General features: G+C 41.3%; 20 protein-coding genes. 7 read left to right on the plus strand and 13 right to left on the minus strand.

Annotated elements, in window-relative coordinates:
• Positions 1-56 precede the first annotated feature (56 nt).
• From H5201_RS06235 to H5201_RS06265, 7 genes are all read right to left on the minus strand, one after another.
• On the minus strand, positions 57-2,684 hold the full coding sequence (locus H5201_RS06235) for a glycosyl hydrolase family 18 protein (RefSeq protein WP_182783972.1): 2,628 nt from the start codon (positions 2,682-2,684) through the stop codon (positions 57-59).
• 67 nt (positions 2,685-2,751) lie between these two features.
• The gene (locus H5201_RS06240; protein ID WP_182783974.1) at positions 2,752-4,347 is read right to left on the minus strand and encodes a lytic polysaccharide monooxygenase; all 1,596 of its coding nucleotides are present in this window, start codon (positions 4,345-4,347) and stop codon (positions 2,752-2,754) included.
• A gap of 58 nt (positions 4,348-4,405) precedes the next feature.
• Positions 4,406-7,555 (minus strand): glycosyl hydrolase family 18 protein, encoded by a 3,150-nt coding sequence (locus H5201_RS06245; protein WP_182783976.1) that lies wholly within the window; start codon positions 7,553-7,555, stop codon positions 4,406-4,408.
• Positions 7,556-8,013: 458 nt separating this feature from the next.
• Positions 8,014-8,214: an alternative ribosome rescue factor ArfA gene (gene arfA / locus H5201_RS06250; RefSeq protein ID WP_149981958.1), complete on the minus strand. Its 201-nt coding sequence runs from the start codon at positions 8,212-8,214 to the stop codon at positions 8,014-8,016.
• Positions 8,215-8,323: 109 nt separating this feature from the next.
• On the minus strand, positions 8,324-10,861 hold the full coding sequence (locus tag H5201_RS06255) for a TonB-dependent siderophore receptor (RefSeq protein ID WP_149981959.1): 2,538 nt from the start codon (positions 10,859-10,861) through the stop codon (positions 8,324-8,326).
• 286 nt (positions 10,862-11,147) lie between these two features.
• Positions 11,148-11,798, minus strand: a complete 651-nt coding sequence (locus H5201_RS06260) for a hypothetical protein (protein ID WP_182718236.1) — start codon at positions 11,796-11,798, stop codon at positions 11,148-11,150.
• A gap of 110 nt (positions 11,799-11,908) precedes the next feature.
• Positions 11,909-12,868: a sensor histidine kinase gene (locus H5201_RS06265; RefSeq protein ID WP_182718235.1), complete on the minus strand. Its 960-nt coding sequence runs from the start codon at positions 12,866-12,868 to the stop codon at positions 11,909-11,911.
• Positions 12,869-13,030: 162 nt separating this feature from the next.
• Here H5201_RS06265 and H5201_RS06270 point away from each other — a divergent pair, with 162 nt between their 5' ends.
• Both H5201_RS06270 and hemH read left to right on the plus strand, forming a co-directional pair.
• Positions 13,031-14,317, plus strand: coding sequence for an HD domain-containing phosphohydrolase (locus tag H5201_RS06270; protein WP_182784018.1), 1,287 nt, complete (start codon positions 13,031-13,033; stop codon positions 14,315-14,317).
• Positions 14,318-14,413: 96 nt separating this feature from the next.
• Positions 14,414-15,433: a ferrochelatase gene (gene hemH, locus H5201_RS06275; protein WP_182783978.1), complete on the plus strand. Its 1,020-nt coding sequence runs from the start codon at positions 14,414-14,416 to the stop codon at positions 15,431-15,433.
• A gap of 1 nt (position 15,434) precedes the next feature.
• Here the strand turns inward: hemH and arfB are convergent, their stop codons facing one another.
• Positions 15,435-15,848, minus strand: coding sequence for an alternative ribosome rescue aminoacyl-tRNA hydrolase ArfB (gene arfB, locus H5201_RS06280; RefSeq protein ID WP_145239847.1), 414 nt, complete (start codon positions 15,846-15,848; stop codon positions 15,435-15,437).
• A 131-nt stretch (positions 15,849-15,979) separates the two neighbouring features.
• Here arfB and H5201_RS06285 point away from each other — a divergent pair, with 131 nt between their 5' ends.
• Positions 15,980-16,540, plus strand: coding sequence for a short-chain dehydrogenase (locus H5201_RS06285; protein WP_182761733.1), 561 nt, complete (start codon positions 15,980-15,982; stop codon positions 16,538-16,540).
• 104 nt (positions 16,541-16,644) lie between these two features.
• Positions 16,645-20,706: a DEAD/DEAH box helicase gene (locus tag H5201_RS06290; RefSeq protein WP_182783980.1), complete on the plus strand. Its 4,062-nt coding sequence runs from the start codon at positions 16,645-16,647 to the stop codon at positions 20,704-20,706.
• 71 nt (positions 20,707-20,777) lie between these two features.
• Here H5201_RS06290 and H5201_RS06295 read toward each other — a convergent pair whose 3' ends face one another.
• Genes H5201_RS06295 through H5201_RS06310 form a run of 4 tightly spaced genes read right to left on the minus strand, consistent with a single transcriptional unit; the run spans position 20,778 to position 22,901 of the window.
• Positions 20,778-21,533, minus strand: a complete 756-nt coding sequence (locus H5201_RS06295; protein ID WP_182767873.1) for a phytanoyl-CoA dioxygenase family protein — start codon at positions 21,531-21,533, stop codon at positions 20,778-20,780.
• A 4-nt stretch (positions 21,534-21,537) separates the two neighbouring features.
• Positions 21,538-22,128: a uracil-DNA glycosylase family protein gene (locus H5201_RS06300; protein ID WP_182767872.1), complete on the minus strand. Its 591-nt coding sequence runs from the start codon at positions 22,126-22,128 to the stop codon at positions 21,538-21,540.
• Positions 22,118-22,492: a VOC family protein gene (locus H5201_RS06305; protein WP_182718231.1), complete on the minus strand. Its 375-nt coding sequence runs from the start codon at positions 22,490-22,492 to the stop codon at positions 22,118-22,120. The genes H5201_RS06300 and H5201_RS06305 overlap by 11 nt, the downstream gene beginning before the upstream one ends.
• A 46-nt stretch (positions 22,493-22,538) precedes the next feature.
• The gene (locus tag H5201_RS06310; protein ID WP_182761730.1) at positions 22,539-22,901 is read right to left on the minus strand and encodes a VOC family protein; all 363 of its coding nucleotides are present in this window, start codon (positions 22,899-22,901) and stop codon (positions 22,539-22,541) included.
• Between the two features lie 259 nt (positions 22,902-23,160).
• On the opposite strand from H5201_RS06310, the gene H5201_RS06315 reads away from it, so the two are divergent.
• The 3 genes from H5201_RS06315 to H5201_RS06325 are packed head-to-tail and all read left to right on the plus strand — an operon-like array spanning position 23,161 to position 25,444.
• Positions 23,161-23,505 (plus strand): hypothetical protein, encoded by a 345-nt coding sequence (locus H5201_RS06315; protein WP_182739995.1) that lies wholly within the window; start codon positions 23,161-23,163, stop codon positions 23,503-23,505.
• Positions 23,502-25,109: a PepSY domain-containing protein gene (locus H5201_RS06320; RefSeq protein WP_182767871.1), complete on the plus strand. Its 1,608-nt coding sequence runs from the start codon at positions 23,502-23,504 to the stop codon at positions 25,107-25,109. The genes H5201_RS06315 and H5201_RS06320 overlap by 4 nt, the downstream gene beginning before the upstream one ends.
• Positions 25,109-25,444: a DUF3325 domain-containing protein gene (locus H5201_RS06325; protein ID WP_149981968.1), complete on the plus strand. Its 336-nt coding sequence runs from the start codon at positions 25,109-25,111 to the stop codon at positions 25,442-25,444. The genes H5201_RS06320 and H5201_RS06325 overlap by 1 nt, the downstream gene beginning before the upstream one ends.
• A gap of 300 nt (positions 25,445-25,744) precedes the next feature.
• Here H5201_RS06325 and H5201_RS06330 read toward each other — a convergent pair whose 3' ends face one another.
• The gene (locus H5201_RS06330) at positions 25,745-26,281 is read right to left on the minus strand and encodes a lipocalin family protein (RefSeq protein WP_182718227.1); all 537 of its coding nucleotides are present in this window, start codon (positions 26,279-26,281) and stop codon (positions 25,745-25,747) included.
• Positions 26,282-26,284 lie beyond the last annotated feature (3 nt).

Raw genomic sequence — 26,284 nt, forward strand, 5'->3', positions numbered from 1 at the left:
GTGAGTAAATTACACTTTAATTTATTACCTAAAAGTAGGCTTGATTAATAGGCTAATTAAAGTAATTTCCATACGTCTGCTACGCCGGGCTCATTTCCTTGAGTCCACCACTTCGCTTGGTATTTGTTACCACCATAAGAAACTTGGTCACCGCTATTGTAAGTTGCTGATGACTGCCAAATCAGAGCACCTGTATCATCTGTTGGTTGCGTAATTGCTTCCCAAACGCCACCTAAGTCGGGACGATCACCTTGAGTCCACCATTTAGCTTTGTATGTTACGCCGTTATAAACAACAGTATCGCCACCAACATATACCTTACTGGCATCCCACGTATCACCTGTAGGAGGCGTTGTATCGGTGTTAGTTACCGTTACAGTAAAGCTTTGAGTGGTAGCAACTTGGCCGTCACTTACTGCCACAGATACTGTTAAGTTTGTATCTGCAGCTACTGCGCCGGCCGTAAGATTAACACTGGCACCACTGCCAACTAATGTAAGACCTGCAGGGACATACCATGTATAAGTCAGTGCGTCGTTTTGCGGATCAGAGGCAACAACCGTTACTGCTGCAGAAGCGCCTTCTTCAATAGTGATATCAGCAATCGCATCAACTGTCGGTGCAGTGTTGTCACCAGTTGTTGGCGCGATGACATTAACCAAAACACTTTGGCTTACCGTTGCTTTGCCATCAGTTACACTGACGGTTGCGGTAAACTGGCTGTCTTGGGTTACGTTAGGTGCAGTAATTGCCAATGTGCTTGTTGCACTGCCAGATACTGTTAACTCAGGTGATGCAGTCCAACTAAACGTCAGTGGATCATTATCGGCATCTGTTGCTGAAGCACTGACAGAAACACTTTCGCCAGCGTTCACGGTTACAGTGCTTGATACTGATAACACTGGTTTTTTATTACTTGGTGGTGTAACAACTCCGCCTAAGCCATCGTGCATAGCATTGAGAATATCGCCATTATCTGCATCAATTTCCCATGCAAATAACCCACCTAAGTTATATTGATTAACATAAGCACCTTTAGCTATCACTGACTCACGGCTATCATAAGTGATTAGTTTACCTGTGGCGCGATTCCACACATACGCCGCTTGCGCTTGGTCATCGTAGCCTACTTCAAAGCCATTAACACCAGTACCTGCAGCACCAATCATATGAGTTTTGATGCCTTTATAATCAATAACGCCATCTTCCCACACGCCTTGTGCTGTTGAGCCTTTTAATGGACCGGAGCCTGTTGCTGTCATAGGGTTACCATCAATAGTGGTGCCTGTTGGATAAACACCTTCCCAACCACGGCCATACATAGCAGTACCAACAACAATTTTTTTCGAGTTTACATTTTGTGCTAATAATAACTGTACTGCGTTATCTGTTGTATAAGCAGGGCCTTTACGTGGCTCACCGTTTTCATCTACGCCCGTACCATTACATTGCCCTACGCTCATATGCTCACCACAATAAAGCGCAGTTTGATGGCCAGTTACGCCACTCCATGCCCCATAAAAGTCATAAGTCATAGCGAAGATATAATCCATGTATTGGCTAGCGGCTTGGTAGTCAACGTCTTCAATTTTATCGTAACCAGCGCCAATTGCTGACGTAAGCTCATAAGTACGGCCTGTTTCAGCTTCAAGCTTATCAAGCATAGCGCGCAGCTCTTGCATTAACGCAACATATGCAGGACCATCATTTATCGGATCGCCAATATCTGGGTTAGCGCCGTCACCACCAGGAAATTCCCAGTCAATATCAACACCATCGTAAAACTTCCAGGTTCTTAAAAACTCTTCCATTGATGCTACAAATGTGTCGCGGTTAGCTTTATTAGTAAAACCACCAAATGGGTCAGATAGCGTCCAGCCACCTACTGATGGTAAGATTTTAAGATCCGGGTAACGCTGCTTAAGTGCCATTAACTGTGAATACGTACCACGGATTGGATCCGCTGCATCCACACCTGGTAATGCTTTTTGTACAGCAGCCCATGGATCGTGGATAACCACTTCATAATCAGCAGAGCCAGCACAGGCTGTTTCAAGTGCTTGTTTAGGACTGCCAGTTAGTGATGCATTTTCACCACAAATTGGAATGAAGCCATATAAAATGTGACTTAAGTTTTGTGCTGGAATATTTGTTACATCATAATCACGACCGTAAATACCCCACTCAACAAAATACGCACCGGTCACTAACCCTGCTTTGGTACCAATATCACGATTATTAGGATCAACATCCATCGGCAATGGCGCTAAGTGCCCGCCGTCGGTATCTGCAATTACGATTGGCTTACCGGCACTGCGTGCGCAAGTAGTACCGACTTCGCATAGTTCTACATACAATGTATGGCGACCAGCTTTGTCATAAGGGAAAGAAATAGTTCCGCTCTTAGAACCTGCAGAAAGTGTGCCTTCATTTACCAACATATCATCAAAGTAAACTTTGTAGCTGTCACCACCGTCACCGCTCCATGCACTCCATTGAATATTGATGCTCACCTGCTCCACACGGGTAACAAGTTGCTTATAAGAACCGTTACCTTCTAAGTTCACTTCAACAAACGAATATTGTTGCGGTTCCCAATTAATACTTGGTGTAGACGGTGCTGCAACGGCTGTACTTGCAAATAGAGCAACGCCAATGGCTGCTGTTAACTGTTTAATATTCATATTTCTCTCTTATCCATTATTAATTTAATTATTTAATAAGTTTGAACTACAAAACTTAGGCTTCTTATTAAAGTTTGGTCCATACATTGGCTTGTCCAGGTGTATCACCTTGAGTCCACCACTTAGCGCTATAGCGCTGTCCTTGATACGTTACTTCAGCGCCACTTTGATAGGCTTTACTTGCATTCCAATCGTTATTCATATCCGATTGTGAATCGCTTTGCCATGCATTAGAGCTATCAGGTTGCTGATCTTGGTTCCACCATTTCGCGGTATAAACAACACCTTGAAAACTGGCTTTGTCACCGGCTTGATATACAACACTACTACTCCAAGCTACAACATCAGGCTCACTGATAACGCTGTCATTTATAGTGACTTTAAAACTAGTTTGAGTACTTAATTGACCATCTGAAACCGACACAGACACGGTATAATCTGTGCTTGTTGATACCTCTGGCGCACTAATCACCACGTTTGCGTCACCACCGGTAAAGCTCAGTGGTGCTGGCACTGACCAGCTGTAGCTCAATTGCGTTTGTTCATCATCAAAAGCATGAAGGTGTACAGCTGTGCTGGTGTTTTCATCGACAACTAAATCATCCAAAGTATGTACAATTGGCGCAGTATTAGTGGGAGCGCTTTGCACGCTTAAGCTATAAGTGTAATTTTCATTACTGCTATACACTTGATTAGTCAGTACATCAGTACTGTTATAAACCACGTCACCGGCTTGATTTTGCACGCCAATTTGTACTAAATGGGCATAATCTAAGTTCAGTTGTTGTGCCAGTGCTTGCTGCCAACTCGCTTGATTCGCAGCGGTCACTTTTAATTGCTGATTGATAACCTCTTGGCCATTTTCATCAAATAAACGTGCCCAAACAGTGTCACCCGCAATGGCACTTTGTCCTTGACGAACAAAGTAACCAACACTTGACCAAACACTCGGATCCGTCGGCCCTGCGTCTGTCACAATATTGATATCGCTACAGTTATAGAAACCTTCCCCCACCACATCAATACGTTGCCAACGGCTATATAAAATAGCATCGCCGCTGCGCCCTTGTGGAATAGCAACATTCATTTCGTAATAACGCTTTCCATCGGTATCTTTGATAACGTCAATATTTTCATGTTGTTGAACTAGCTCTAAGTCAGCCCACGTCAATACATCTGTTGCTGCATTAAAGCTTGGTTTAGTTAAATAAAACTGCCAAAAACTGGGATTATGCGGCGTTGCTGCTAAGTAACGAATTTGAATTTCACCATTGGCATTAGGTACCACATCACTGCGTTGCCAATGCGGCGAAGGTAAATCCATACCACGCTTTGCGTTGTCACCACCGGCACATAACGACCCATTTGGTACCTTAGCCTCTACAGCAGCTTGATTTAAGTAGTCCGGTGTATTAACAGAAAACTCAATATCTTGTACAAATTGCACTGTACCCGACTCTAAAAATGCGGCGCGACAAGCAAGGTTTGGAATATTAGTGCCATCTTCTGGCCACCAATACCCACCATCGGCTTGGCAAAAAGCTTGCCGCGCTTTTGGACTATCCATATAACCATGGGCGTTCACTTGCGCTGGCATAATTGTTAGTAATACGCTGCTTGCCACTGCCGAGAGTGATAAAGTTTTAAATTTAATAGCTTTCATTGTTTTGTCCTTGAAAAGCTGAAATTTTGGGACAAGCAAACTTGCCCCTATTATTTACTTACAGACTACAACTTTTAGTCCAGTCAGCTGTTGCTCCTGGTTCAGAACTTGTCCACCACTTCGCTTTATAAACGGCACTGTTATGAACCATTAAGTCACCGCCTGCGGCATGGCTTGGATTGCCTGCCCAGTCTTTTTGAGGGAAGTTTGGATATACAGGGATTGAGCTCACAGCCACACCTTCACACATACCAGATGTATCGCCACCACCATTACCAGGATCCGTGGTGTCGCCGCCACCGGTAGTCCCATCAGGCAATTGTGGGTATTCAAATTTGAACGCGTAAACTTTGCCATCTTTTTCTATAGTAAAGTTACTAGGACCGGTAATTGGCATGTAATACATAACTTGCGCATTGACTGTTTTGCCACCACTGAAGTCTTTCGGTTGACCGCCCCATTCATTGTTCAGAGTGATTGAAAAACGGTGGAATTCATTTTCATACCCACCAATGTTGTTACCTGCGGCATTTGAGCCATTTACTTCAACTGCCATGCCCAATTTTTCTTGTGCGTTCCAGTTAGATTTAAAAATAGCCGATGTTGATACAGGTACATCAAACGAAATTTTCGCACCGCTTAGATCAATATTGGAGTTATTAGTGAACGCAAATGTTGGGCTAATTGGGTAGTTATCATCACCAATTGGGAAGTCTTTTGCTGCAAACGTTACATCTACCGCTTCAGTTGGTACAACAAAGTTTGGATTACCTGGATGAGTGTCGTACGCCACACCACTTTGGTTAAACTTGTCATAAGCCAAAGTTGTTAAGGTAGAACCCATGAAGTACTCACCTTTTGCTGAGTCAAAATCATAATCACCAGCAAGTTCCCAGAACATGATACCGCCAAGGCCATTGTTAATTACGTAATCAACTTTAGCTGCCATAGACTGCTCATCTTCAATAGATAGGAATACTTTTTTCTCTGAGTTCCATAACCAAGGTGCAACAGCAACGCTGTCATAGTGACGTGTATAAGTACCCGTTAATTGATCATCAACATCAGTCTCTGGTGTTAAGCCATACACACCTAAGTACGAACCAACAATGCCGTTCTCAAGATTTTTAACATGCCACAACGGGTTAGAACCTGCTGGCATTTCTTGTCCTGCATCGTTCTTATCATGCCAAAGATTATCAATGCCTAATGCGCCATTACCACACTTGTTCTTTTCACCAACGCCGGTACCTGTTGCGCAATCTGCTTGATTAGGTAGTGCAGATTGCCCCCACAGCCCATTAGTACCCCCGCTGACATCTTTAAAACCTCGGGTGTAGTAAGGAATACCAATATTGATACGTCCTGCCGATACTGCACCACGAAAATAACGTACCGCCCAATCAGTATTTAAATAACCAATCCCTTCAAACTCAGCTGTTGAGTAAACCCCCCATTGCGCTAGTTCAGAATCAATACCGGTATCAAACAAGGCCGCATTGTGGCCAACATGCGAGTTCCATGCACCGTGAAGGTCATAAGACATGATGTTAACGTAATCGAGGTATTTAACCGCTTGGAATGTTTCCATACCACGTAGTAAATAACCTGAAGAAGGCGATGCAATTGTTAGTAAATAATGTTTACCCGCTTTTTCACCAGCACGGTCTAGCTCTTCGCGCAGCTTTTTCATTAGTACTTGGTAAGATGCATTTAAACCTGCACGACGTGCATTTGAAATTGGGAAATCATCAGGATGACCTGAATCTTTCATTGATGATGGGTATTCATAATCAATATCAACACCATCAAAACCATATTTTTCAATGAATTCAACTGAGCTTTTTGCAAAGGCATCAATACCCGCTTGATTAACTGAACCATCTGCATTGGTCGTCATGGTATAAAAACCACCACTTTCAACGCGGCCCGTTTCAGCCCAACCACCTACAGATACTAATGTTTTAACGTGTGGGTGTTGTTTTTTGAATTTGTTTAAAAGATTAAAGTGACCTTTATACGAGAAGCTTGGGTCCATTTCGGCACCTACCACTCCTGGCCATTCCATATTTGTAGCTGGATTACCTGCAGCATTTGGATCGCCAATCGATACTTTATTATTGGCATCAACATGGGCAAACGCATAGTTGATATGAGTTATCTTATCCCATGGAATATCATTTACTAAATAGCTCGGTTGGCCATTTGCGCCATTGCGCCAACTGGTAAAGTAACCAATTACACGACGCGGATGATCAACACCCATTATCTCACGACCATCTGCATCATACACAGTACAATACGGCGTATTTACACCTGGTGTTTGATATAACCCCTGCGGATGACAATCAGTTCCAGTCACTGGTCCGGTATTTTCTTCAACAACAGTAAGCAGCTTTGTTACTTGGGCTGTTGCGCCTTCGTTATCAGTTACCGTTAACGTAAAGGTTGCCTGACCAAGCGCTGTTGCTTGCCAAGCATAACTGCTTGATGCCGTACTTGCTTGGTGCACATCAGCACCATTAACCGCAAAGTTAAGTGCCGTTACTTGACCATCACTGTCAGTACCAGCAAGCGCAAACACCACTTGTGAGCCAACCGTTAATTCTGTTGGTAAACTGCTGAAACTAATTGTTGCCACCGGTGCTTGATTAACCGGCTCCACGATCTCAGTAACACTGATCGTATTGATCACTTGCGTAGATTGCGCGCCATCGTCATCGGTTGCCACAGCACTCACTTGATGTGTGCCGACAACTGCAGGCCAATTAGTACTAAACGGTGCGCTACTATCAGTTGCGATTAATGCACCATCAACAAAAAACTCAACTTTTGTCACAGAGCCATCGTCATCGGTTGCTTGCGCAGTCATGACAACGCTGTCTTTATCAGCAAATTGAGAATTGTTTGCGGGGGTTAATACTGTAATATTTGGCGCCTGATTTTCTGTGACAGCGCTGTCACACAAACCCAAAAGTTTCCAATCTTGCCAGTCACCAGCATTTTCAACTGGATTTGACTGTGTCCACCATTTTGCCTCATACGCATTATCTTGTGCGTGTACTTGGCTGCCACCGCTGTGAGTTTGACCCGTTTGCCATTGTGTTAATACACTACAGTCAACTGCTGCATGCGTACTTAAGCCTACAAAACTAAGCGATACCGCACTTAGCTTAAAAGCATTTTTTATTGTCATTTGTGAGCTCATAGCTCCTCCGCCCAGGGTTAAATATAACATTAAATTTACAACTCAGTTTAAAAACTACCACAGTTAACTCATACGTCAACTTAATTTGGATATATGATGTATATAAAACAGCCACTTTATTAATAAAAAAAGACCATAAAATATATTTTTTATCGTTATTTAGAACTAAATTAGAGCCATCCCGTTTAAAGAAAGGGTAATTTCGCATACAGAATATGAATACAAGGTTAATTTATGGTTAAGTTTTATTTGCGAGTATCTTCGCGGGCTCTAGCAAGTTTTACGAAAACGTAAATGAGAGTGGGAATAGATATAAACAATAAGGTGGTAGACTATATAACCAAAAAACCTCGCTTAGAAAAAAATTATCTAAGCGAGGTTTTTAAAAAAATGTCGGAGCTTGCTATTTTTTGTAAAAAATAGCATTTAAATAAAAGCCCTATTTGATCACAACGTCATTAAGCGGCGATTAAATAGGACTCTTGTCCTGCGTGTTTTTTGTTGCGTTTGTAAGCGCCTTTGCCTTTTTTAGCAGCTACAATTTGTGGTTTAAAAATTTTCGATGTCACTAATGCCGCTAATGCATTATCGCGAATAACACCCCGACCTGTATCTACTGATGTTGTAGATTTAGTCACTTTAGAACGACGTTTACTCATTTATTTTTCCTCTTTAAAAGTTTTGCGATTGTATGCTTGATATAAAAAAATACAAGTATTTTAAATCAAAAAGCCCGCTTATTTGCGGGCTTAATAAACAACTATAAATTTAGAAACTAAAGCTTACTTTTGCGTAATAACTTCTGCCATCAAAGCCATAAGGCAATGCACGTACAGGGTATTTAAATGCGCCATTGGTGATAAAGTTTAGTACTTCGTCATCGCCTAGTTCATCTGGCGTTTCATCAAATACGTTATCGGCACCAACCGAAAGCACAAACATATCGTTAATTTGGTAACTCACGTTTAAATCAACTAACACTGCAGATTCAACCGTACTTGTTGGTTTAAACGAACCTGTTGGCGAAAGCTCACCCGGTAATGGTATATGATCGTTACCAAAATATTTTACATCGGTTTCGCCAAAGTAATTAAAACGAATTGTTGAAGTGTATGCATCACGTTCGTAGTCAAAGGTAAGTGTTGCTCGTTCACTAGGCTGTCCGTCGGTAAAAAAGCTGCGTTGTAAATCATCAAATGCAACCGATTCTGGAATGCCGTCCGCTGCGTTTACACCATCAATTTTAGTATCGTTTAAGTTACCCGCAAAAGTAACACCAAAGTTACCGCCTTCTACATCTGTACGATATGATGCAATTATATCAACGCCTTGAGTGGTTGAATCAACTGAGTTTGAAAAGTAGTTAGCTTGTACAGCGCCGGTTGCTTGTAAAGCAGCAACAGCCTCAGAGCTAAACGATACATCGTCAGCCGTTAATAAACTGCCAAGTGTAATACGGTCTTCAATTTCTACGCGGTAAAAATCAACCGTTAACGAAAGTTCGCTTGTTACATCGTAAACAAAACCAGCACTGTAGTTTGTCGATGTCTCAAGCTTTAAGCTATCTACACCTAGTGCACTTGGGAAAGCAGTGCCCGTATTTGCAGTAAATGATTGCGTTAACGTGCCGTCGGATCCTAAGTTAGTAGTAAATGCTGTATAGCCACTTTGCTGCAGCGAAGGGGCCCTAAAGCCAGTAGATACCGCACCACGTACTGCAAAGTCATCGTTAAATTCATAACGCGTTGCTAACTTACCAATTAAGTCATCTCCAGCATCAGAGAAATCTTCATAGCGAAGTGCACCACTGACGTTCCATGCATCAGTAAGCATAGTTTCAACATCTACGTAAAATGCGTAGCTGTTACGATCACTCTGATTTGCAGCTTCTGGACGCAAACCGTTATAAGCTTGAAAGCCACATTGTGCAAATTGCTCAGGGTCGTTCACTGATGGATACGATGTATCCATGTTTGCTAAACCACATGCGTACGATGCTTCATCACCAGGCACTATCTGGTAATTTTCTTTACGATACTCTGCACCAATTGTTACATAGAGCGGTTCGCCGCGACCAATGTCCACAATGCCATTTACGTCAAGGTTAACTGTTGTTTGATCGAACCTAAAACCACCTGAGTAACCACCACTTGGGCCTGCATTTGCTGCTATCTCAGCATCACTTGCCGTTGGATTATTAAATAAATACTCCGCCGCGTAAGAAGCGTTTAATGTATTGCGTGATGTAAAGTCATATTGGTTTTCACCATAAACTGCCGATACATCGTAATTCCAATCTGGATTAATATCACCTTTAAAACCTAGCGCAATAGAAATATCCTGTGCTTCGTTATAAATGCGCGGTAAAAAACCATCACTGTATACTTGAGTAACATTTTTAGATGCTTCGTTAAAGTTACGGTAAAAGCCGTTACCCAGTGCAGTGCGCTCAGAGTAACCACCAAACGAGTAAAGCTCACCGTCGCCCATTGGCAATGCCATATTATAAAATAACGAGGTAAATTCACTTTCCGAATTACCTTGGCCCCAACGAACGTTGTCAGATAACGTACCTGGCTCTACATCAAGCGAACCACCGGTATCGCGCTCTGCACGGTTAGTACCATCGGCATCACGATACTCAAGAGATAAATTAATAAAACCGCCTTCAGTGCCCAAATCAAAACCGCGATTTAAACCCGCTGAAATAGTCTCGCCATCACCTTCAGCTGTTTCACTATATTGTACATAACCAGTTGTTATACCTGTTGAGTTATTCAGTGATAAGTTAATGACCCCAGCAATAGCATCAGAGCCATACTGCGCTGCAGCACCATCACGTAATACTTCAACCCCTTTAAGTGCAGTCAGTGGAATAGCATTCATATCGGTACCCGCAGCACCTGCACCAACTGTTCCATTAAGGCCAAAAATAGATTGATTATGACGGCGCTTACCGTTTACTAAAACCAGCGTTTGGTCTGGCTGTAAGCCGCGCAATGTTGCTGGGCGGAATAAATCAGAGCCGTCTGATACTTGAGTACGCGAAAAATTAAACGATGGCGCTGTAGCTTGTAAGCTTTGGCCAAGCTCGGTAAAGCCACCTTTGTTTAAATCATCAGCGTCAATTAAATCAATGGGTGACGAAGATTCAGTTGCTGTGCGGTTAGAAACCCGTGAACCTAAAACGGAAATTTGTTCTATATTTTTTTCTGCTTGAACTGTTGCTTCTTCAGCAATAACTGAAGAGGTGCTAAATGCAAGTCCTACGGCGATAGCCAATGTATTTAAACGAAGTGTTGTCATGTGTGTTGTTCGACCCTGTTGACTCTTCACCTGTTTACTCAATTGCAGTAGTAAACAGGTAAATTAATAAAAGTTATAATTAGTGTGATCAAGCGTCATTTACAAAATTGCGCTTTGGCAAACATCCTAGCAACATACACATATAAAAAGAAACATATTTAACTGCGACAATGGTCGATATATGCAAAAGTTAGCTAAATTTTCTCCTATTTCATGTTTTTGATTGAATTTTAAACAAAAAAAAGCATGATTATTCAAATCATGCTGGTTGTTAAAACTATGTTTTCTAGCCTTCTTCTTCCCACAAAGCCAGTTTTTCATCTTCTAGCATCAATGCCATGGATGCAATGCCAGTAAGACTTTCATCTAATCCGGTATACAGTAGCGCAAAGCCTTCACTAAGTACCGCAGGTTCTGGATGCTCTTTGAGCGAATCTGGCCACATCGCAAAAGTGGCTAGTAAATTAAGCGTCGCTTCAAAGTTATCAATAAATAACTGTCCATCCGCCTGATTCTCAACGACCTGTTTATCGGCACTGAGTAAAAAGTTAAAGTCATGCTGCCATACTTCTTGATTCACCATATAAGCAGCTAAATAGCCTACACACCATTGTTGTAGTTGCTCACTCGGCGCTTTAGCATCTTTACCATGAGGATAAATACTTGCCAGTATATGCTGCTGCGCTACCTGAGCTTCGGTCACATTATCCAGCAGCGTGATCATTGCGTCATGCTCCGCTGAGCTTGTCATTAATTGGGTATAAATAGGGTCATTTTTATCAGCAATATAATTGGCAATTTCTGACTCGCCATAAAATTCCGAGCACGCCAATAACCCACTGATAAAACCAATCACGCTGTCAGAACTCACCACTTTTAGTTCAGGGTGCTGACTTAGATAATCCCTAAGAACCAATTCACTTTTTTCATTAAGCATTATTCACCCTCAAGTTATTATAAAATTCATACCTACACTAACCAACAATTGGCTAATTTAAAAGCAAATTATTACTTAACCTAACTCTGGTTAAATGGTTTTTGCCTGAGTTAAGGTCGCTCACTCAACACTGGAAATATACATCGCACACATGTACCTATATTTACGGTGCTCTCAATTTCAATTTTTCCCTGATGATCATTAACCATAGTGTACACTAATGGCATGCCCATACCGGTCCCCCTGCCAACTGGTTTAGTAGTAAAAAATGGATCAAAAACTTTTGCAAGCACTTGCTCACTCATGCCACAACCATTGTCATTAACACTAATAATTATTTGCTGGTCGTCGCTATCAACTTGCACGTGAATATGTGCTTGTCTATCAATTAATGCTTCGCAACTATGTGAAGCATTAATAAGTATGTTAACCATTATTTGATTGATGGTTGCCAAATCACAATAACTCAGCGGCAATGTCGTTATTGATGTGGTTAACTGACAACCTTTTAATTGATTTTTAAGCAATTTAAGCGCATTTTTCACAGCATCTGTCATATCAGCCAATTGTTTCTTGTTAGTTGTTGGTCGCGCAAAATTAAGCAAATTGCCCACGATTTGATTAATGCGCCTTAAGCCTTCAGCACTATCGGCCACTAGTTGATGAATATCTTGCTGCAGTTCAGCAAATGATTGCTGCTCACTAAGTGATGCTAACTGTTGTTGAAAATTTGTTTCACTAATCCTCTTAGCTAAATATTGCTGGTTTAAATCAAGTAACTCACAAAAGCCATGCATGCTCTGTTGCAAACTTTCTACATTGCTCATTGCATAAGCTAAGGGATTATTAATTTCATGGGCAACCCCTGCACATAAGGTACCTAAAGTGGCCATTTTTTCTGCTTGAATAAATAACTGCTGTTGATACTCAAGATCAGCTACTTTTTTTATTAACTCTTCATTTAGTGCATATAAAACGCGACTTTTATCTTCAATCAGCTGCTCAGCCTTTATACGCGCGGTACGTTCACGAAAATAAGCTTGCTTGTAGTCTTCATCTATCGCATCCATCTTAATTAACCAGCAATTAAAAACGATTATCTTGTCATTAAAATTAGCACAATTGATGCCAATGACACGGTTTAATTAGAAAAACTATAGCAGACAGGCTATGGTTAATAATATTGTTTATCCATAGGTAAAATCGTGAGTCAATCAGCAGACCTACCAACCATGCAAGTATTATGCGTTGACGATGATGAGATTGTGCTACGTTCTTTATCGCGGCTGTTCAAAACGCAGCAACTTACGGTACTTACCAGTGATTCACCTATAGATGCACTAAAATTAATCAAACAGTATGAATTTGATGTAATTATTAGCGATATGCGGATGCCAAAAATGAATGGCGCTGAACTTTTTCAACAAGCGCAAAAATTAGCACCTGATACTCAGCGTATTTTACTTACTGGTTATGCCGATATAGAAATCACCTTAGCAGCTGTTAATCAAGGCAAGATCCATGGCTATATCCAAAAACCATGGCAAAATGACTTATTACTACGTTCCATCACCGACAGTATTGAAAAATATCAACTTAAAAAACAAAACCTGAAACTCCAACAACAAATTAATCGCCATAATGAAGTCCTCAAAGAACTTAATAGCTCTCTTGAACAGCGCGTTGAAAAAAGAACCAAACAAATAAAACAAGTACTTAAAAAACTCGAAATTGCCAACGCCCATGAAAAACACGAACATAGTTCAACAGTTGAGTTGCTCTATAACTTCATTAATGCCAATCCATATTTAGATGGCACCAAAGCGCAGAACATTGCCAATACCTGTACGCAAATAGCAAAACAGTTGCAGCTACCACCAAAAAATATAGAAATGGCGGCAATGGCTGGTTACTTAGCTCAGATAGGGCTGTTAGCAATGGATCCCGCACTTTATGAAAAACCCGTGCATGCGCTTAATGAACAGCAACGCAAAAGTTATTATACGCATCCAAGTACAGCACAATTGATGTTAATGCCTGCGACTCATCTGCATGAAGTATCTGACGCCATTTATCACCAGTACGAACGCTATAACGGAAATGGCCTACCTAAAGGATTAAAAGGTAATGATATTCCTCTTAGTGCAATGATACTCGCGCTTTCTCGTGACTATTGGAATGCATTTGAACAAAGTAATTTAAAAGATGAAGAAAAGCACCAACATGCACTCGAAACAGTAAAAATGTACAGCGGTAACTTTTACCATCCTAAATTAGTACAAGCTTTGGAGGCTTGCCGAGTTAAATGTATTAAGCAGCAAGCAAAAGTAGGCTCGATGAAAATAATAACGGCCAAAGAGCTAGCCATCAATATGGTACTTAGCCATGCACTGCATAGCCACACGGGTATTATGTTGCTACCAAAGGGGCATATATTTAGTGCTAAATCCATTGAAAAGTTACAGCAACTAGAAGCTAAAAAACCGACTCCATTTAGGATCATGATCAAATCATTGTAAATCAGTGATCCTATTTACCCTTTCATTCGTTACAATAGGCTATTAATATTAATAGCCTATATTCCATAACCGTCTATTTTGCTTTAGGAGCATTGCGTGTCGCGATTTTCAGCCGTTACCGATAACCCTCATGATCAGCGTTTTAATCAAAAAACAGGGATTTTACTGACCAACTTAGGCAGCCCCGATGCCCCAACAGCAAGTGCATTGCGCATTTACTTACGTGAGTTTTTGTCAGATCCTCGTATCGTAGAAATACCGCGTATTGTGTGGATGATCATCCTGCATGGCATCATTTTGCGTATTCGCCCAAAACGCTCAGCTAAACTATATAAAAGTATTTGGACTGAAAATGGCTCGCCACTGACCCATATTACACGCCAGCAAAGCCTTAAATTAAATGCCTTATTAAAACAGCATGGCTATACCAATACCGAAGTGGTTATGGCGATGCGCTACGGTAATCCATCAATCGAAGCGGGCCTTGAAGAGCTTAGAGATAAAGGCTTAACCCGCATTATTGTGTTGCCACTTTACCCACAATATTCAAGCCCAACAACAGGCTCAACATTTGATGCCGTGGCGAATGTATTAAAAAAATGGCGCTGGGTGCCAGAGCTTCACTTTATAAATGGGTATCACAAAAACCCAACCTACCTAGAGTCACTCGCTAACAGCATTAGCGAAGATTTAGAAAAACACGGTATGCCACAAAAATTAGTGTTTTCGTACCACGGTATGCCTAAACAGTTTTTAGATAATGGCGATCCCTATCACTGCCTATGCCAACAAACCACTCGTTTAGTGGTAGAAAAGCTAGGCCTAGACAAAGACAAAGTGATCACCACTTTCCAAAGCCGTTTTGGTAAAGCTGAGTGGTTAAAACCTTACACAGATGCAACCCTTGAGAGCTTACCAAGCGAAGGGATTAAAGACGTGGCTATTATCAGCCCTGCATTTAGCGCTGATTGCCTTGAAACACTTGAAGAATTAGAAGGTGAAAACCGAGAGATTTTTGAACAAGCTGGCGGTGAAAAATACCGTTATATAGCTGCGCTTAATGATAGAGACGATCATATTAACGCGTTATTTGAGGTGCTTAAACCAAACTTATAAATTAAACTTTAACACTGCCGCGCAGCGCTTTGGTATTACCATGTTTGGTTTTCTTATCCATGCGTCTGCGCTGTGAATTACGTGTTGGCTTAGTAGCACGACGAGCACGTTCAACCTTAGTGGCTGATAAAATAAGCTGTTTTAGTCGCTTTAACGCATCTTCCCTGTTTAGCTCTTGAGTTCGATGACTTTGCGCTTTGAGAACAATCACACCTTCTTTAGTGATACGACTATCATTGAACGCCAACAACCGCTCTTTATAAAACTCTGGTAACTTTGAGCGATTAATATCAAAGCGAAGGTGGATCGCACTGGCCACTTTATTAACATTTTGACCACCCGCTCCTTGTGAACGAATAGCTGACAGCTCGACTTCCCATTCATCGATTGTTACGGTATTTGAAATAATTAACATGTGGTTCAGCTACATCAGGCAAAAATGTAGTATATCATCTGATGTTAACAGACTAAAACCCTCTTTAATTTATAGCGGTTATCTAATTAATAGTCTTTAATGCAACTAACAATTGAATAAAGGTGCTCGACATGAAAAAAATAATTTTATCTCTTAGTTTGTTAGCAATGAGTTTTTCAAGCCTTGCGGCAGATATCACAGAAAAAGATTTACAAGGTTATATGCAAGCATTACCCGCGGTTGTTGATTGGTCACAAAATCAAGATTCATTAAAAAGCATGGATTTGGGTAGTATGTTAGGTGGCTCTGAAGGGGGCTCGACGGCAATGGCATTAGGCGCCCTTGGTACAATCAAAGATAATGATTTATACAAAGAGTTTGCAGCCCTTACCAATAAATATGGTTTCACGCCTGAACAACTAATTACTGTGGGTTCTGAAGTCTCGATGGCTTACCTTGAAAACATCAAAGGTAATTTATCGCCAGAAAACAAAGATAAAGTAAATCAGTTAATGGGCGGTTTGCAAAGTATGGGCGGCTCGAAAAATAACAGCGCTAGTTCAATGATGGGCACACTTGGTAACTCAGCTAATGCTGCTAATACAGATGCGCCGGTTGTTAGCGAAAGTAATTTAAAACTAATTAAAGAATATATGCCGCAACTACAAAAACTATTTGCCAGAGTGCAATAGGTTTTTATAAAAAAGCGACCTTAGGGTCGCTTTTTTATAGTTGTAACTCCCCCAGCTGAAACTTATACTGGCTGCAATCATTAGCGACTTTAATTATTGATTTTATGCCATTAAGTACTTTTTCGCCCGCCACAACTGATAACGACCAAAAACAACTGTGTGTATTACTTGCACTGATAATAAGTGGCTCATCGCATGGCTATGAGAACTCTGTCCAGCAGCTCACTAAACGTCTTTATAGTCACATTAAAAATGGCTATTCGTTTTCTCAAGCTGAAGTCGCTAAATACACTAAACAACTCGAATCTAAAGATTTAATTTGGAAGCTCCCCTACGGACCAAACTTTCGTATATCAGTTAGCGCAGTTGCTTATGTAGCTATTAATGCTATAAAACATCAGCCAGTTTTATTGCATGCTTTTTTAACCGAAGCTACAAAAAGCTATTATTACCACGATCAAGCCGTGCACTTTCTGCACCTGCTATTTAATGATCTTGACCGCGCAAAAAGCGGAAAAAAACCGCTCCCTGGTGATTTATCACTTGAGCTTGATAGCGCTTTTGTTAATTTGCTCGCGCAATCACCATACAGCGAGCAACTGTGGCAATGCCTTCCTGAGCAATGGCAACAGCTTTGCTTGGATAACTTTATCCGCGGTCAATTTTTCAACCTCACCAGTGAGCGTGCATGGCCGACTCTGATTGCCAAAGCGCTCCCAACAACAGAGCTGAGAAAACGCATTTATCTGAATGAGAATTTAGCCATATTATTACAAGAAGATAATTTTGCTGAATTGTTAGATGATAAAAGAGACCGTGTTTTAGCCACTTTTTATGAAGCAAATACCAATGCCATCAAGGGTGAGTTTATTGATATTGCTTTGATACAGTATAAAAGCGCTTTAACAGCGTTTAGAAAAAACTTTGGCAAAGGCATCTATCCGACCGAGATCACCGGATTACTTTACACTATATGCCTATTTATCAGTACAACCGCTGCAGATATTAAACAACTAAATACCTGTCGAAAATGGTATCAAAAAAATCTTGGGGAATTAAGCCACCCAAGCCAAGCGATTGATTATTTGCTGGAAGAGGATTTAGCTAACTATCAAAACCATCGTTTAAGCAACAGCTTAAGTCATCTACTTGGTAACCCGAATGCATTAGCGCCATTATTTTGCTTATTACTGGCAATTATTAAAAACGCCACAGACGAACAGGTAAATCATCTAAGGGGTGATACTGAACTGTTAGAACAGCTCAATAGCGCAATTAGTGCGCATCAACACTGGTTAGCTGAGCAATGCCAGCACTTAGTTAATTGGCTTAGCGATGACACACCATTACCCAATACTGGTTTATTACAGCACTTTACCCGCGTCCCACAATGGCAGCGTTGGCTTAATGATATTAGCCAAATTGATACGCCCACTGCGCAGCAACGAATTGTATGGCAACTGGATTTAACCCATTTAGATTTACCGCTCATACAAGCCAAAGTACAGCAACTCAATGCCAAAGGCGAATGGACCAAAGGTCGTAAAGTAAACGCCCAAGAACTTGCTTATAACCAGTATCAAGATGCATTAACCAGCGCCGATCATAACTTAGTACAAGTGCTCAACAACCATGCCGGATTTGGTTATCACGAAATACATGCAACGGCCGCGGTATTACAAGCACTAATAGGGTTTAAAGGGCTTGAAGATCACAATGGACAGCCACTTACGCTGATCAAAGGCGAGTTTGTCATTGAAATTGCACAAGACAGCAATGATTGCTATCGCCTGGTAATGCAACCGAGTATCAGCGATCCGGACTGTGACTTTTTACTTATCCACAGTCACGCTAATTGTTACCAAGTATTCGCCATTGATGACAAACAGCTCAAATTACTGCAATTATTTGAGCAACAACCCAATAATTTAACCGAAGAAAAACTGCCACAACTAAATGCCGCATTACAAGTACTGGCTAACGAGCATCATATTAGCAGCCAGCGTACCGAGTTTGCTCATATCAACAACGTACGCCAAGGCTTGTGTGAATTTGCCGCAGTGATCGCTCTTACCCAATTAGGTATCAACATTAACTTTTATGCCATGCCAAATGGCGTAGATGGCCCTTGGGTTGAGCCCGGCATTGGTGCTTTGACACTCGCACATACTGATGATGATCAAACCGACAGCATTGTTATTAAACGTGATTTAAAAGCAGAGCAAAAAGCGTTTAGAAATTTACTGAAAAATATGGCCGGATTATTTGCTGATCGGCAATCACCGCAACATAATCAAATTCAACAGCAGTTTTATTTACCTGAAGATATTAGCCAAGCAATTGAGTTACTTGAAGCTGCGCAAAAAGCACAGTCTCTGGTATTAAGTTGGGACGAAACGAGCCAAGGCATGAGAGTTGCCAAAAGCCAGCACCTTTCTCTTAACTTAAATGATGATAACGATTGGTTAAGCGTCAGTGGTAAAATCTCACTCCCTAGCGGCCAAATATACGAATTACAAACCCTGCTTAAAGCCCCGCGCCGTGGCAGCATTTTAGAGTTTTCGGAAGGCAATTCATTATTATTGGATCAGCGTTTAACTAACTTATTAAATCGCTTAGAAGGGATGCAAAATATTGATAAGCACAACCCAAGTGATGAACTACGGATTGCCAACGCGCGTGCATTGCCTTTACACCAAAGCATTGCCGACTTAGGTGATGTCACATTTGGTGACAGCTGGAAAACGCGTTTAGCTAAATTTGAGCAAACTATCGACCCTACCTTACCTGCACATTTAGTCCATATTTTACGAGACTATCAAGTAGTCGGGGTTAAATGGCTAATGCAACTGGCCAACTGGGGACTCAATGCTTGTTTAGCCGATGACATGGGGCTGGGTAAAACCTTACAAACCTTAACCGTGTTACAAATGCGCAGTAGTTTAGGTGCCAGTGTAGTGGTTGCGCCAAAATCTGTGTGTCATAACTGGCAAGTTGAAACCGAGCGATTCGCGCCGGCTTTGCATGTAAAAATCATTGAAAACGCCACTGCATGCGCTGATATTCTGGCAACGGCTGGTAAACACGATTTAGTGATCGTCAGTTATGGTTTACTGCCACTAATTGGTGAACAACTGGCGCAATTTTCTTTTGCTAATATTGTCTTTGACGAAGCACAGGCAATTAAAAACCCCTTGAGTTTAAGAGCTAAAGCCGCATTTGCACTCAATGGTCAATTTAAAATTGCCCTATCAGGCACACCAATCGAAAATCATTTAGGTGAACTGTGGAGCTTGTTTAACTTTTTAATGCCAGGCTTTTTACATACCCTGCCAGTATTTAAAAAGCGCTTTGGTAACGCCGATAAAAACCAACAACAAGCCGATACCCTGAAAACCCTCATTGCTCCATTTATCCTGCGTCGAACCAAACAAACGGTATTGACCGAGTTACCAGAAAAAACCGAAATAAACTTAACCTTCGCATTAAGTGAAAAAGAGCAAGCACTGTACGAAGCAACTCGTTTAAACGCACTTGAACAAGCAAATCAGGAAGATAGCCAATACATTACTATCTTGGCGTCATTAACTAAATTACGCCGCGCTTGTATTGCCCCGCAGTTGTTACTGGAAAATAGTAAGTTGCCATCTAGTAAACTCGACACTGCAGAAGCGATTATTGAAGAATTACTAGAAAACAACCACCAAGCGCTGATCTTCAGCCAATTTGTCGATGTGTTAAAACTGGTTGAAAAGCGCTTACAAAAACGCGGCATCGATTATTGTTATCTTGACGGCAGCATGAGTACTAACAAACGCAAACAACAAGTTGATAAATTTCAAGCAGGTCATGCACCACTGTTTTTGATCAGCTTAAAAGCAGGCGGCACGGGGCTTAATTTAACCGCTGCTGATTATGTACTGCATCTCGATCCGTGGTGGAATCCTGCGGTTGAACAACAAGCATCAGATCGCGCGCATCGCCTAGGGCAAACACGCCCCGTTACTGTGTACCGACTGATAGCACAAAATACCATTGAAGAAAAAATCCTGCAATTGCACGAACATAAACAAGCACTCGCAGATAAAGTACTCGCCGGCAGTGGTGATGCTGGGCAAATGTCTAAAGATCAACTACTGGCGCTGTTAAGTAACAGCGAAATGTAGCTCAGACCTGTTTATCTTTCGAGATTATTACAGCAGCCCATGTGGTTTTTAGGCAGGTCTATGTAGCGCGGTTATTCTTGGTGTGCCAAAGTAACCGCAAAGGCACTGGCATCTTCTAATGTCGAAAGCATCGCTGGAGTAGGCAGACAGATATCCTGAACAAAATGCAGTACATGGGGCTGTGGCTCACCAAAAAGAATATCCAGCGCTAAGCGGTCTTTACCATATAAACCACGGTGGATCATATTTGCCGAGAAAATTAATAAATCCCCTGCTTGCATTTCTATCACATGGCCGGTGGCTAAATCATCGCTGGTGTTGTTGTGATCAATCGCCAACCGAGTTGCCAGCTCATCAGGGGTATCCCAACGTCGATGGGTACCTGGTACTAACTCAATACCTGGCTCATCCTCAAGCGCAACTCGACAATGTATCACTTCAGGACCCGATAGCGCAGCTTGCTGCTCCGCTAAGTTTAAATGGTACTGCATATCACGATGCCAATAATTTTCTTGTTCAGGATTAACTGGGTTAAAAAACAACTGGGTATTCATAAAGGCCGCTGATTCAAGTATCGAATCAACTTGAGCCATTAACTTATGGCTGGCAATAAACTTAAATAATACTAAGCGCTGGGCCTCATCTAAATAGGTATTTGCAGTTAAATAGGCACTATTAACCGCCTTGGTTTGATAAAACTGTTGATTATCTGCGATCCATTGCTGATGAAAACAATTGATCACTTCGCGCTCATGCACAAGTTCACGTTCAGTGTAAAAACCTTTTACATGAAAAAAACCATGCTGCTCAAATTGGGTATTGATCATCAAACTAATCATCCTCACATTGCAAAATTGCTTGAATAGTTTGCGCCAACTGTGGCACCACATCACGCTCAAACCAAGGGTTTTTAGTTAGCCAAATATTATTACGCGGACTCGGGTGCGGCAATGGCAAAACATCTGGCCAATACTCACGCCATGATTTTACTAACTCAGTGAGGGGTAAATGTTTTGTGTGTGGTAAATGGTACGCTTGGGCATATTTACCCAGCACTATGGTTAACTTAATATTGGGCAGTGCCGCTAAAAGCTGCTTACGCCATGCAGGTGCGCATTCTTTACGCGGCGCTAAATCGCCTGACTTACCTTTACCTGGGTAACAAAAGCCCATCGGCAAAATAGCAACCTTAGTTGCATCATAAAAATCGCATGGCTTAAGCCCTAACCACTCGCGCAGCCGCTTACCACTGGCATCATCAAATGGAATGCCACTTTGGTGTACTTTAAGCCCCGGCGCTTGCCCTGCAATTAAAATACGCGCACTGGGATTAAATTGCAGCACCGGACGTGCCCCAAGCGCCAGCTCAGATTCACAGATCACGCATTGACTAACTTGCTTTAACAAGGTGCTAGCCATCATCACTACTTTGCCCTATTCGCCACAGCACACCACTTGGATCATAAATAACAAAATCAATCATTTGCCACGCTTGCAAGCTTGGCTCAGTAATTTTTATATTATATTTTTGCGCCAACCCCGCACTTGTTAATTTATCATGCCATGCTGTCACATCTGCAACTAATAAGTGCATCATAAAATTTTTAGCGTGCTCTGGATTATAAAAATTTTGCAGTAAAAAACTACAGTCTCCGTGGTAAAAGTACGCCATATCTGGGGTTTCCCACGCGATTTGAAAGCCCATATGCTGATAAAACGCACAACTAAGCGCAAAATCTTTTGCTGGTACAAATGCTTTAATTTCTTCGCAACTCAAATCTGTCATTCAATTTTTTTCCTTGAGTTAGTAAAATAATGATCTATTTTTGCGTTCAATTATGTTCTGACCACACTGCAAATTCATTGCCACTGGGCTCGGTAAAATGGAATCGGCAGCCCCCTGGAAAATCAAAAATTGGTTTTATAATACTCCCGCCATGTTGCTCTACTTTAGCCTGTGTTTGCGCAATATCCTCGCTATAAAATACTAACAAAGCTGCACCATGTTGCGTTAATGAGCTAAGTGGTGCTTGATAAAAACCGCCATCAAGCCCAGCAGTATCAGCACTAAATGACGTATATTCAGGGCCATAATCAATAAACTGCCAATCAAAAACCGCACTAAAAAATGCCTTAGTGGCGATTAAATCTGCTGCGGCAAATTCAACATAATTAAGTTTTTTGTGTGCTGACATAGTACTCCCTAAAAAATTAATGTAACGGCTTATAGCCTTCCAATCACTAAGCATACAAGCAGTTGAAAAATTTGCGAACTTTTCAATTAAAACAGCAAATGATAAAAGCAGATCATCATTTTACTAAGTAAATATACTGAGTATTATTGCGCTATCACCCGAACAAACAACAAAGAAAATACGAATCACTATCTTTTCTGTATCTAGAATATATAATACCCTCTTTATTCGCCCCCATTTGGGACTTTGAGGGATCATCATGCACGCTCAATCTGTCAAAAACAGCCAAACACTCTCTATAAGATCTAAATTAAGCCAAGCTTATCAAGCCCATGCTTACCGTTTTGCTGTTATCTCACGCTTTTTTGCCGCCATTGTTGGTGGTTATACCTTTACTGCCGTGTTTACCGCGTTACTGAGTATTATTTTACCGCTGAAAAAATCAGATGCTGTACTGCTTAGTATCAGCCTGACTATTTTAGTGTACAGCTGCGTGTTTATTTGGGTGTTTGCAGTTAAGTCACTATCTAAAATATGGATCACTATTTTACTAACTACTTCAGGGTGTGCTCTGATCTTATCATTACTAAAGGGTTGGCTATGAAAGAGAGTTTTTTCCGCTCCATGACCTGGATGCATACTTGGGTTGGATTATTAGTATGCTGGCTACTCTATTTAATATTTTTTGCTGGTACGGTGAGTTTTTTTCGGGACGAAATAACGCTATGGAATCAACCAGCGCTGCACAATGTACAAGCGCCTGAACAGCGTGTAGCGCAACAGCGTAGCCAAATTATCAGTGGTATTAATTACCTACAAAATGCAGGCTCGGAGTCTACGCGTTGGGGAATTTACTTGCCCACAGAGCGAAAACCGCAGCTTAACTATGCTTATGAAAAGCCTCGTCCTGAAGGGAAGCGTTTTGGTGGTTGGCAAGAGCACAATATCAACCCACAAACAGGCGACGAAATAGCACAAACAAGAGACACCAGAGGTGGTAACTTTTTTTACCGACTGCATTTTGACCTACATTATATTGATGTACGCACAGCCCGATGGATTGTCTGCTTTGCGAGCTTATTTATGTTGGTAGCGCTGATATCTGGGGTGGTGATCCACAAACGTATTTTTAAAGATATGTTTAGCTTTCGTGCCAATAAAGGCAGCCGCAGTTGGTTAGATGGCCATAATGTATCGTCTGTATTGGCGTTACCTTTTCATATTATGATCACTTATACAGGCCTAATCACGCTAATATTTATGTTATTCCCCTATCCAGCAATGACCGCATACGAAGATGGTATTCGTGGTTTATTTAACGATGTGTCACCCACTAATGTGCGCACCAAAACTAGCCCAGATAGCGCCCCATTAATAGCCATCGATACTATTTTAGATCAAGTTTATACTAACTGGCCTGATGCTGACTTAACACAAATATCAATTCGTGATCCAAATAAAGCCTCAGCCACAATTACAGTCCGTGCAGACACCGGTAGCCTAGTTCGCGACCAAACACCCACCTTATTATTTAACGGTGTAGATGGCAGCTTAATAGCTAAAACTGCTGCCCAATTAACCAATACAGAAGTGTTCTATGACTCGCTAACAGCCCTACACACAGGCCGTTTAGCTAACCCATTATTACGCTGGTTATACTTTTTATGCGGCGTAGCTGGCTGTGTAATGATAGCAACTGGCTGTATTATGTGGGCTAAGCGTATTCGCGAACGCATGAAAAAAGACCAACCCGCTACAATTGGCTTAAAGTTGGTAGAAGGGTTAAACCTTGCCACATTAATGGGCTTACCACTTGCAACCTGCGCATTTTTTATTGCCAACCGGTTACTGCCTATGACAACCCCTGAGCGCGCTGATAAAGAAATACTTGCATTCTTTGTGACTTGGCTAGCCGTTGCTTTGTTTGCGCTATTTAAACGCGCAAGGCCGCAGTGGATTTTACTCGCGTGGATAAACGGTATCGCCTGTCTCAGCGTGCCTGTTATTAATGCTCTTACCACCAATGGCAATCTAATAAGCTACTTGCTAAACGGCCAATGGGCGTTGTTTAGTTTTGATTTAATGTGCTTAATATTTGCAGCCTTATTTGTAATTCAGGCCAAAAAAATACCAACTCACACTCCGGCTAAAACACCGCAACAACGGGCGCGCCGTTCAGCAAAAACTAAGTTACAGGAGCAACCATAATGCATGAATTACTGCAATTGAGCCTATGTTTACTGGCATTTAATTGTTTTGCTTTGGCTAAATTTAATCATTACCGTGATGTATTTAAAACCCGCCCTAGCGACAAACTCAGTAAACAGTTTTTGATCGCTGCTTGGATCAGTATTTTACTAAGCTTAGTACTGAGTGTTGTACAACATAACGGCTACGGCGCTTTACTATTTTGTGGTTACATGGCGCTAAGTGTCTTAATATTAATGATTTTTTATAGCTTCAAAGCATCTTGGGTAAAAATAATGAGTGCTTTAAATATCACCGTTGTAATGCTCAGTGGGCTGTTTTTAACAGTTTTTTAAGCTTAGTTAGTAAAAATATGATCTGAGCAAAAAAAAAGGCAAACTAACTTAGTTTGCCTATATCCAAATGATTTGGTTATAAATAGTAGGGGGATACTCATGTTACAAATAGCTTGATTGAAGCTATTGCCAATCAATCTATGCGGAATATGATATCCCTCTAATGTGTCATATTTATTACCTAGTAATTACTTTTTAATATAAAAAAATAAAACCTATTACTGTGTAGTCGTAGCAAAGTCAAAGTTACACAAGCCGCCCTACATAGCTATTCTCTATCACTGTAAAGGGGATTTACAGTCATGGTGTACTGTTCTGTTTAACCATTATCAGGTTGTCTGTATCAAAGCCTTTTTGCTGCGCAAGCACTTTAAAGTCAGCTAAGCGTTGCTCACTCACAGTGGGGGTACGCGATAATAGCCACAAATAATCGTTATTGTAGCCAGATACGTACGCATATTGGTAATTTTGTTGGTCTAACTTAAATACAATATAAGAGCTGTAAAAAGGACCAAAAAACGATACTTTTAAATGACCAACATTATTGCTATCAACAAATTTCGCAGTACCTTGAGCCTCACTCCATTTGTTTTCCTCGCTATTAAAACCACGGTTTAGCACAGTTACAGAGCCATCATCGTTAATTGTATAATCCGCTGTTATATTATCTAAACCACGCTCAAAAGAGTGATCTAATCGGGCTATTTCATACCACTTACCTTGGTACTGTTCGATGGAAAAAGGACTCACTGGTGCAACCTTATCGGGCATGCCAGTACAGCCAAGCAGTAAACTACTGACGAACAGAGTAAGAGTGATAAATAATTGATTTTTCATCGT

The sequence above is a fragment of the Pseudoalteromonas sp. SG43-6 genome, assembly GCF_014164365.1.
Lineage (GTDB): Bacteria > Pseudomonadota > Gammaproteobacteria > Enterobacterales > Alteromonadaceae > Pseudoalteromonas > Pseudoalteromonas rhizosphaerae.